Annotated in this window: 9 protein-coding genes; 1 reads left to right on the top strand and 8 read right to left on the bottom strand. The window is 58.6% G+C overall.

What is annotated here, in order from left to right; all coding sequences use genetic code 11:
- Window positions 1-305: 305 nt before the first annotated feature.
- Together ALO64_RS11645 and ALO64_RS11640 are read right to left on the bottom strand one after the other, a co-directional pair.
- Window positions 306-941: a hypothetical protein gene (locus ALO64_RS11645; protein ID WP_044343818.1), complete on the bottom strand. Its 636-nt coding sequence runs from the start codon at window positions 939-941 to the stop codon at window positions 306-308.
- Entirely contained in the window at window positions 938-1603 is a 666-nt protein-coding gene (locus ALO64_RS11640) for an energy transducer TonB (protein ID WP_152623893.1), read from the bottom strand. The genes ALO64_RS11645 and ALO64_RS11640 overlap by 4 nt, the downstream gene beginning before the upstream one ends.
- A 273-nt stretch (window positions 1604-1876) precedes the next feature.
- Here ALO64_RS11640 and glpT point away from each other — a divergent pair, with 273 nt between their 5' ends.
- Window positions 1877-3226 carry a glycerol-3-phosphate transporter gene (gene glpT / locus ALO64_RS11635; protein WP_044343820.1) on the top strand — a complete coding sequence of 450 codons (1350 nt, stop codon included), beginning with the start codon at window positions 1877-1879 and terminating at the stop codon, window positions 3224-3226.
- Between the two features lie 12 nt (window positions 3227-3238).
- On the opposite strand, the gene ALO64_RS11630 is transcribed toward glpT, so the two are convergent.
- The 6 genes from ALO64_RS11630 to ALO64_RS11605 all read right to left on the bottom strand — a co-directional run bounded on the left by ALO64_RS11630 (window position 3239) and on the right by ALO64_RS11605 (window position 9324).
- Complete coding sequence (locus ALO64_RS11630) at window positions 3239-3907, bottom strand: gamma-glutamylcyclotransferase (protein ID WP_002551563.1); 669 nt, start codon at window positions 3905-3907, stop codon at window positions 3239-3241.
- A gap of 208 nt (window positions 3908-4115) precedes the next feature.
- Entirely contained in the window at window positions 4116-5084 is a 969-nt protein-coding gene (locus tag ALO64_RS11625) for a CDP-6-deoxy-delta-3,4-glucoseen reductase (protein WP_044343821.1), read from the bottom strand.
- Window positions 5084-6550, bottom strand: coding sequence for a 4-hydroxy-3-polyprenylbenzoate decarboxylase (gene ubiD / locus ALO64_RS11620; protein WP_002551561.1), 1467 nt, complete (start codon window positions 6548-6550; stop codon window positions 5084-5086). Before ubiD ends, ALO64_RS11625 begins: the two co-directional genes overlap by 1 nt.
- A gap of 128 nt (window positions 6551-6678) precedes the next feature.
- Window positions 6679-7938 (bottom strand): transcription termination factor Rho, encoded by a 1260-nt coding sequence (rho, locus tag ALO64_RS11615; protein ID WP_002551560.1) that lies wholly within the window; start codon window positions 7936-7938, stop codon window positions 6679-6681.
- 230 nt (window positions 7939-8168) lie between these two features.
- The gene (trxA, locus tag ALO64_RS11610; protein WP_004655183.1) at window positions 8169-8498 is read right to left on the bottom strand and encodes a thioredoxin TrxA; all 330 of its coding nucleotides are present in this window, start codon (window positions 8496-8498) and stop codon (window positions 8169-8171) included.
- Window positions 8499-8619: 121 nt separating this feature from the next.
- Window positions 8620-9324 (bottom strand): FadR/GntR family transcriptional regulator, encoded by a 705-nt coding sequence (locus ALO64_RS11605; protein ID WP_002551558.1) that lies wholly within the window; start codon window positions 9322-9324, stop codon window positions 8620-8622.
- Window positions 9325-9573 lie beyond the last annotated feature (249 nt).

Here is a 9573-nt window from a genome sequence, read left to right as displayed (position 1 = left end):
TAAAAAGCGCCATAGGCGCCTTTTTCAGAGTACGAGAGGGCTGGTAGTCGCAGCGCTTGCTTAGCACGTCCAGACACGAGGCCTGAAAGGGGTCGAAAGCCAACCGTTGTCGCCAGTTGCCGCTACCGCACGAGTGACGCCTCGCACAATCCACACCTGCTCGCCGGTATCGTCATTGAATCGAGCAGGCCCTGCTCTTATTGAGCCCTCGCGAGCATTCTGATGAAACACAGGGTCGTCGTCAACCACAGGGCTGCATTCTGAAACTGCTTTGATACTGGCACTTCGCTGATGCCCCGCCCTTCCTACAACACCTTCCTCACATTCTCCGGCAAATAATCCACATACTTACGCATCGGATTCTTTTGACATTGGGCGATAATGCCCGGCGCCGCCTCCAGCAGTTCAACAACCAATGCCTGACGTTCGTCCAGGGTGAGAAATTGCTCTATGACCGGACCGCTCGACAGGTATAACTCTGTCCGCATTAGCGCATCCGGCTTGACGTCCTTGCGCCATTTGCGACCCTCGAACATTTCCCTGTTCAACTGCCAGCACAACTCCTGCTTCAGCTCGGCATTGGATGTCAGAGGCGGGTTGCTGTGTGGTCGCCCTGTGAAGGTAAACGTGACCGTAACTGCTTCGCCCTCGGGATGAGAGGCCGGTGGCTCCCAGGGTTCAAAGGTCCATAGTTCAACAGCACTTCGGGTCAGGCTGATGAACCTCGGATCAGTTGCCCCCTGCACTTCAAGAAAGCGCACGCCGCCATCGGCCTGAATGAAAATCCTGACGGTGACACTGTTTTTTACCAAGGCATAACGCATCGACGCCGGATAGTCCGGCTCCGGCATATACAACGGTACCGGATACGACGGCAACGCCTGTGCTGTCCCCGCCGAGAGTAACCCCGCCAACACGATCACACTCAGCACGCGGCTCATTCGCTGCCCTCCGCTCGCTCGGCCAACCCGACCATCAATACCTTGACCGGCGCAGGCAGGTAATCCCCATATAGATGATCCGGGTTGCTTCTGCAGTTGCTTACTACCGCAGGTATCGACGTTCCGAGCAATTCAAGCAACGCCTTGCGCTGGGGCTCGCTGCGCTGGTGGGCAACATGACTGCCGAACAGCGCCTGCCCGGTGTACCAGAACACGTCGACTTTACTCAGCGGCTCTTTGGGATAGTCCTGGCGGGCGGATTTCACTTCGTGGTTGAGGTAACCGCAACGGATGTTGCCCAGGCCGACGGTGACTTCGGTATTGAAACGCCTATAGCCATGGGAGCCGAAAATCACCGGCACGGTGATCGTGGTCATGGGCGGCGCGCCGACTGTTCGCACCCAAGGCTTGTAGCGCCATTGACGTAGCGCCTGCTCCACCGCTTCGGCGAGTTGCGGGTGGCCGCTCTCTACGGCCCTGACTTCGCGGACCTGCCCGTCGGACTTTATCCACAGCTGTGCCCGGACCTTGCCTGCGTAGCGGGTCTTGACCAGTTCAGGAGGAAACACTGGTGTCGGCGTGTACACCGGCACCAGAAATGACTCCGTCGCGCCAACGTGCGGGGCCAGTGCGACGGCAATCATGAAGGCGAAAATTCTCATTGTTGTATGGGCTCATCGTCGTGGTGCGCCGCTGCGGCGCAATGACGACGATGGTAAAAGCCTGCCGAAAGACCAGTAAGCACGCAGCTTCCGATACGCCTGTAGGACCCATCCCAAACTTTTGAAACGCATATTAACGCTCGCCAAATGTTCATAAAAGAACAGAAAAACGTCCGTATCTCCTACAAAAAATCAGTCCAAAGGCACTGCTTTTTTCTGTAATGAAAATGTAATATTCGCATTCGCAAAAAAACAATAATCAGGAGCTTCTCCATGTTTGGGTTCTTCCGCCCCGCCAGGCATCAGGCACCCCTTCCCGAAGAAAAGGTCGATAGCACTTATCGGCGTCTGCGCTGGCAGATCTTCGCAGGCATCTTTATCGGTTATGCCGGTTACTACCTGCTGCGCAAGAATTTCTCGCTGGCGATGCCGTATCTGATCGACGAAGGCTATACGCGTGGCCAGCTGGGCGTGGCGATGTCGGCCATCGCGATTGCCTACGGCTTGTCGAAATTCCTCATGGGGATCGTTTCGGACCGCTCCAACCCGCGGTACTTCCTGCCCTTCGGCCTGCTGGTATCTGCCGGGATCATGTTCATCTTCGGCTTCGCGCCGTGGGCGACGTCCAGTGTCACGATCATGTTCGTGCTGCTGTTCATCAATGGCTGGGCCCAGGGCATGGGCTGGCCGCCGAGCGGGCGGACGATGGTCCACTGGTGGTCGCAGAAAGAGCGCGGCGGCGTGGTGTCGGTGTGGAACGTGGCGCACAACGTTGGCGGCGGCCTGATCGGCCCGCTGTTCCTGCTTGGCATGGGCTGGACCAACGACTGGCACGCAGCATTCTATGTGCCGGCGGCCGTTGCGCTGCTGGTGGCGGTCTTTGCTTTCGCCACCATGCGCGACACCCCGCAATCGGTGGGCCTGCCGCCTATCGAGCACTACAAGAACGATTACCCGGAAGGCTACGATGCCAGCCACGAAGAGGAATTCAGCGCCCGGGAAATCTTCGTCAAATACGTGCTGCGCAACAAGTTCCTGTGGTACATCGCGATGGCCAACGTGTTCGTTTATCTGCTGCGCTACGGCGTGCTGGACTGGGCCCCGACCTACCTGAAAGAAGCCAAGCACTTCACGGTCGACAAGACCTCATGGGCCTATTTTCTTTACGAGTGGGCAGGTATTCCCGGCACGCTGCTGTGCGGCTGGATGTCGGGCAGGATCTTCAAGGGTAATCGCGGCCTGACCGGCATGGTGTTCATGTTTCTGGTGACCATTGCCACGCTGGTGTATTGGCTGAACCCTGAAGGCAACCCGACCGTCGACATGATCGCGCTGGTGTCTATCGGTTTCCTGATCTACGGCCCGGTCATGCTGATCGGCCTGCAGGCGCTGGAACTGGCACCGAAGAAGGCAGCGGGTACGGCAGCCGGCTTTACCGGGCTGTTCGGCTACCTGGGCGGGTCGGTCGCGGCGAGTGCTGCGATGGGCTACACGGTCGACCACTTCGGCTGGGACGGCGGCTTTGTGCTGCTGATCGGCGCGTGCATTCTGGCGATGGCATTCCTTGCGCCGACGCTGCGGCACAAACAGGTCGCCAGCACCTCGCGCGATACCAAGGACTGACCCAAAGGCCGGTCAGGCGGTCTCTGACTTGCAGCGCTTGAGCCGCGCCTCCAGATTCAGGTCTGGCATGGCGTGGCTACGCAGGGCCTTGGCCGTCTGTTCCACGTACTCGCGAGTGGTTCCATAGCGCCCGCTGGCGCTGGCCAGCACCTGGCTCAGCACGCTGTCGGGCAGGTTGCCAGCGTAGCTGGGCAAATGCCGTTCCAGCACGAAGCCCAGCGCCTGTACTTTCCTGCCGTCTTCAAGGCGGCAATTGAGCCAGTGCGGGCGATACGACGGATACGGCATCTCACGCTCCCACAAGGCCAGCAGCGATTTCTCCAGGCATTCATCCGGCAGGCGATAGGCAAAGCCGGTGCATGAACCGCCGCGATCCAGCCCGAATACCAGGCCTGGCACCTCAGGCGTACCGCGATGTTCGTGCGACCACAGGTAAAGCCCACGGTGATAACCGTGCACTCGACCGCGCTGGCTCTCTACCGCAGTGCACTCGGGACGCCAGATTAGCGAGCCGTAGGCGAACAGCCAGACCGGGCCGCCTTTGTGAAGACGCATGGTGGCGTCCATGGATGCGAGCAGTTGCTCGCGGGTAAGCTGCGGACCCAGATCGATAACGGGCGGGTACGTCAGCCCAAGGCCGTCATGCACTGCAGCGGCCAACTCGTTGATTGGATTCTCCATTTGCCCCCCTGACAGTCTGGCTGTCAGTTTTTACCGAGCCCCGCTGACTCGCTCGTGGGTGAGCGGCATCAGGGTGTCGTGGTTCGGTTGTTGCCACAGACCAAAGGCCTGCCTCTACAAAAAGTTGTCTGGCGGCGAATTGACATCGCCGTAAGCTATAAGCAGCTGAAGCAATTTACACTCCAGTTATGCAGCCGTCAGTCCGGCGTTACGGACGCGGTGCGTAGGCGAATACGTCTGCGCGCATCTGGTGAGCGTCCATTCCGGCACTGACAAGAGCGTCCAGCGTTCCGTAAACCATGGCAGGCGAGCCGCTGGCGTAGACGTAAACCGCCGACAGGTCCTTGATGTCTTCGCAAACTGCCTCGTGCAGCAGACCACAGCGCCCTTCCCAGCCACACAGGTCACTGACGACCTTGTGCAGGAACAGGTTCGGCAGTGCCGTCCACTCATCCCAGTGGCTGACCTGGTAAAAATCCTCGGGCCGACGCACGCCCCAGTACAAATGCACCGGATGACTGAAGCCTGCTGAGCGACAGTGCTCAAGCAAACTGTTCATTTGCGCCATACCTGTACCGGCAGCGATCAGTACCAACGGCCCGTCCGGCAGCTCGGCAAGGTGGGTATCGCCAAACGGCAGCTCGACCCGCGCCATTTTGTTGCGTTGCAGTTGCTCGATCAGGCTGCGCGCACTGTCTTCACGAGCCAGTACATGCAGCTCCAGATCACGGCCACTGTGCGGTGCCGATGCGATGGAGAATGCCGACTTCTCGCCATTCTCCCGCTCGATCATCAGGTACTGTCCAGCGTGATAACGCGGTGGTTTGCCTGCCGGGGCGCGCAAGCCTACCCGCCAGACATCGCCACCGATTTCGACACACTCGCTCAACTGGCAGGCAAAGCTGCGCACCGGCAGCTCACCCTTGGCCAGCACGCCATCCCAGAGCACAGCACAATCTTCAAGCGGCTCTGCTACACACGTATGAATCTCGCCGTGATCAAGCTCCTGACCCGACTGCATCACCCGCCCCTCGACCAGCAAGGCCGAGCAGATATGACAGTTACCGTTGCGACAGCTCTGCGGGCATTCATAGCCCAGACGCTGCGCAGCATCGAGAATCCGCTCGCCCGGCAGGGTGTCCAGCACCGCACCTGACGGCTGCAAGGTTACGCGCATCAGTCTATTCCCAACTGAGTCCAAATCTCGTCCACGCGGCGTGTGGTGGCTTCGTCCTTGACGATAGCCCTGCCCCATTCACGCGTGGTCTCGCCTGGCCATTTGTTAGTGGCGTCCAGGCCCATTTTCGATCCCAACCCGGACACCGGAGAGGCAAAATCGAGGTAATCGATGGGCGTGTTGTCGATCATGACCGTGTCGCGCTTGGGGTCCATGCGGGTGGTGATGGCCCAGATCACGTCATTCCAGTCACGTGCATTGATGTCGTCATCGGTGACGATCACGAACTTGGTGTACATGAACTGGCGCAGGAACGACCAGACCCCCAGCATCACGCGCTTGGCATGACCGGGGTACTGTTTCTTGATGGTCACCACCGCCATGCGATACGAGCAACCTTCGGGCGGCAGGTAAAAATCGACGATCTCCGGAAACTGCTTTTGCAGAATCGGCACGAACACTTCGTTCAGCGCGACGCCCAGAATGGCGGGCTCATCCGGTGGACGGCCGGTGTAGGTGCTGTGGTAGATCGGCTTGATACGGTGCGTGATGCGCTCGACGGTCAACACCGGAAAGCTGTCGACTTCGTTGTAATAGCCGGTGTGGTCGCCATAAGGCCCTTCGTCGGCCATCTCGCCCGGATGAATCACACCCTCCAGCACGATCTCGGCGCTGGCCGGCACTTGCAGATTGCTGCCACGGCATTTGATCAGCTCGGTGCGCGAGCCACGCAACAGCCCGGCGAAGGCATATTCGGACAGGCTGTCCGGTACTGGCGTCACGGCACCGAGAATGGTCGCCGGGTCAGCGCCCAGCGCGACGGCAACCGGATAAGGTTCGCCGGGATGCTTGGCGCACCAGTCGCGAAAATCCAGCGCGCCGCCACGATGGCTGAGCCAACGCATGATGATCTTGTTGCGGCCAATGACCTGCTGGCGGTAAATGCCGAGGTTCTGCCGCTCCTTGTTCGGGCCCTTGGTGACCGTCAGGCCCCAGGTAATCAGCGGTGCGACGTCGCCCGGCCAACAGGTTTGCACGGGCAGCATGCCGAGATCGACGTCATCGCCTTCGATGACGATCTCCTGGCAGGGTGCATCCTTGACCACCTTGGGGGCCATGGCGATGACTTTGCGGAAGATGGGCAGCTTGGACCAGGCATCTTTAAGGCCCTTGGGCGGCTCGGGTTCTTTCAGAAACGCCAGCAGCTTGCCGATTTCACGCAACTCACTGACAGCCTCTGCGCCCATGCCCATGGCTACGCGCTCTGGCGTGCCGAACAGGTTGCCCAGCACCGGGATATCAAAACCGACCGGTTTTTCGAACAGCAGGGCCGGGCCCTTGGCACGCAAGGTACGGTCACAGATTTCAGTCATTTCCAGCACAGGCGAGATCGGCATCTGGATGCGTTTCAACTCTCCGCGCTGCTCAAGCTGCTGCACGAAATCCCTAAGATCTTTGAATTTCATTAACCCGGCCATTTATCCAAATAGACGCACATCGTACCTGCTCCAGCCCTTCAAGGCAGCTAATCGGCGGCGCGCGGGCAAAAAAAATGGTGCCCCGAAGGACACCATTCTTTGTTTCAGCCTGCCAGTTACTTGCGTTTCATGGACAGGAAGAACTCATCGTTGGTCTTGGTCTGCTTGAGCTTGTCGATCAGGAACTCGATAGCCGCGACTTCGTCCATCGGGTGCAGCAGCTTGCGCAGGATCCACATGCGCTGCAACTCGTCATCAGCGGTCAACAGCTCTTCACGGCGTGTGCCGGAGCGGTTGATGTTGATGGCCGGGAACACACGCTTCTCTGCGATCTTGCGATCCAGAGGCAGCTCCATGTTGCCAGTACCCTTGAACTCTTCGTAGATGACTTCATCCATTTTCGAACCGGTTTCAACCAGTGCGGTGGCGATGATAGTCAACGAGCCGCCTTCTTCGATGTTTCGCGCAGCACCGAAGAAGCGCTTTGGCTTCTCGAGCGCATGAGCATCGACACCACCGGTCAGTACCTTGCCGGAGCTCGGGATGACGGTGTTGTAGGCGCGAGCCAGGCGGGTGATGGAGTCAAGCAGGATGACGACGTCTTTCTTGTGCTCGACCAGGCGCTTGGCCTTCTCGATCACCATTTCGGCAACCTGTACGTGACGGGTTGGCGGTTCGTCGAATGTCGAGGCAACCACTTCGCCGCGTACGGTGCGCTGCATTTCGGTTACTTCTTCCGGACGTTCATCGATCAGCAGAACGATCAGGTGCACTTCCGGGTTGTTACGCGTGATGTTCGACGCGATGTTCTGCAGCATGATGGTCTTGCCCGCTTTCGGCGGAGCAACGATCAGACCACGCTGACCTTTACCGATCGGTGCGCACAGATCGATCACACGACCGGTCAGGTCTTCGGTGGAACCGTTACCGGCTTCCATCTTCATGCGAATAGTCGGGAACAACGGCGTCAGGTTTTCGAACAGAATCTTGTTCTTGGCGTTTTCCGGACGGTCGTAGTTGATCGTGTCGACCTTGAGCAGAGCGAAATAACGCTCACCTTCCTTTGGTGGACGGATCTTGCCAACGATGGTGTCGCCGGTACGCAGGTTGAAGCGGCGGATCTGGCTAGGGGAGACATAGATGTCATCCGGGCCGGCCAAGTAGGAAGCGTCTGCAGAGCGCAGGAAACCGAAGCCGTCCTGGAGAATCTCCAGCACGCCATCACCGGATATTTCCTCGCCACTTTTGGCGTGCCGTTTGAGCAGGGAAAAAATGACGTCCTGCTTGCGCGAACGGGCCATATTTTCTATGCCAGCCTGTTCGGCCATTTCGAGCAATTCGGTAATCGGCTTTTGCTTGAGTTCAGTCAGGTTCATATGGGGAATGACGTAATCATGTATGGAGGGGGAATTAAGCTTTTGGCTTAATGAGGCCGCGCCGCAGAAAAGGCGACAGGATCGCGTACTAAATCGAAAGGAGAGCGTCGGCGACGGCTAGCAGGGGGCAACGGAGAAGCCGTTGCGGGGCCGAATGTACCACCTGATTTTCCAGGCGTCTAGTACGACACCCGAAAAAAACCCCGCTATTTGCGGGGCTTTGAAGTGCTTCAGATGTTGGCGTCGAGAAACGCGGCCAACTGCGACTTCGACAGAGCGCCCACTTTGGTAGCTTCTACGTTGCCATTCTTGAACAGCATCAACGTCGGGATACCGCGCACGCCATGCTTGGCAGGGGTTTCCTGATTCTCGTCAATATTCAGCTTGGCAATTGTCAGCTTGCCGGCATAGGTGTCGGCGATTTCGTCCAGCACCGGGGCAATCATCTTGCACGGACCGCACCACTCAGCCCAGTAATCTACAAGCACAGCACCCTCAGCCTTGAGTACTTCGGCTTCGAAGTTAGCGTCGGTGACGTGTTTGATCTTTTCGTTGCTCATGGAAGTCTCCGAGGTCATAGGCGAAAAACGACGCTCATCATAGCGGGCCGCAAGTCATTCAGGAAGCGAAGGTTCATTGAGTCTGGCTATGGTGGTGCATGACTGGAGTTATGGCAGAGGCTCAGCTGGAAGGCGAAACGAACACAATGCCAGTACGAAGCGCTGCGCCACGGATGTGATCCTGCATGGCCTTTTGCGCGGGCCCCGACGCATGCCGGGCCAGCGCGCGAAGGATCTTGCGGTGCTCCTGCCAGGTTTCCATGACCCTTGCCGCACGTATGAACGGCATTTTCTGGCTCTCAAGGAAGATGTCGGCACCTGCGGTCACGATCCCCAGCATGGCCTGATTGCCACTGGCGACCAGAATATGCCGGTGAAACTCGAAATCCAGCCGTGCTGCGGCCTCGAAGTCGCCGGCACGCAATTCCAGACGCATGGCCTCGACATTGTCTTCAAGCACGTCTCGTTCATCAGCGGTGAGGGTGACGGCTGCCAGGCCCGCGGCGAAGCCTTCCAGCGCGTAACGCAGTTGAAACGTGTCGGCCGGAGAAACTTGTGCCTCAAAAGGCCAGGAAAAACCACTCGTGCGCTGTTCTGGTTCAGAAATGGACTGCACGAACACGCCTTTACCCGGCTGGACGCTGACCACTCCCAATGCGCTGAGCGATGACAAGGCCTCACGCAATGAAGCACGACTGACTCCCAGCAAAACAGCCAGATCGCGCTGCGATGGCAGGCTTTCGCCGGGCTTGTAGCCTTGCTCGGCAATCAACTTGCGAATGGCCCGGAGGGCTGATTCGGGTACTGCGAGTGAGGTGTGGGGCATCACTGTTCAGGCCAGTCAGTCCAGTAAAAATCCCTTTTATCGCCATCCCGAAGATTCGGCAAGCGACGCCCAGTGCTGGGGCGGCAGCGCTTTTCAACGCGCCAAAGCGGGGCGAGCCACACCTTTACTGGTCAGACCAGTAAGACCATAAACACGCTGCAAAGCTTGAGTTATGGCACGTCATCGCCTGATGGCATGCGCTGTGCACTGGAGACGGACCAACATCCTACGTTTCGCCCGGAGATTTCT

Source organism: Pseudomonas meliae, assembly GCF_001400515.1.
Lineage (GTDB): Bacteria > Pseudomonadota > Gammaproteobacteria > Pseudomonadales > Pseudomonadaceae > Aquipseudomonas > Aquipseudomonas amygdali.
The sequence above is the reverse complement of the archived record's forward strand: the minus strand, read 5'-3'. Positions and strand labels throughout refer to the sequence as shown.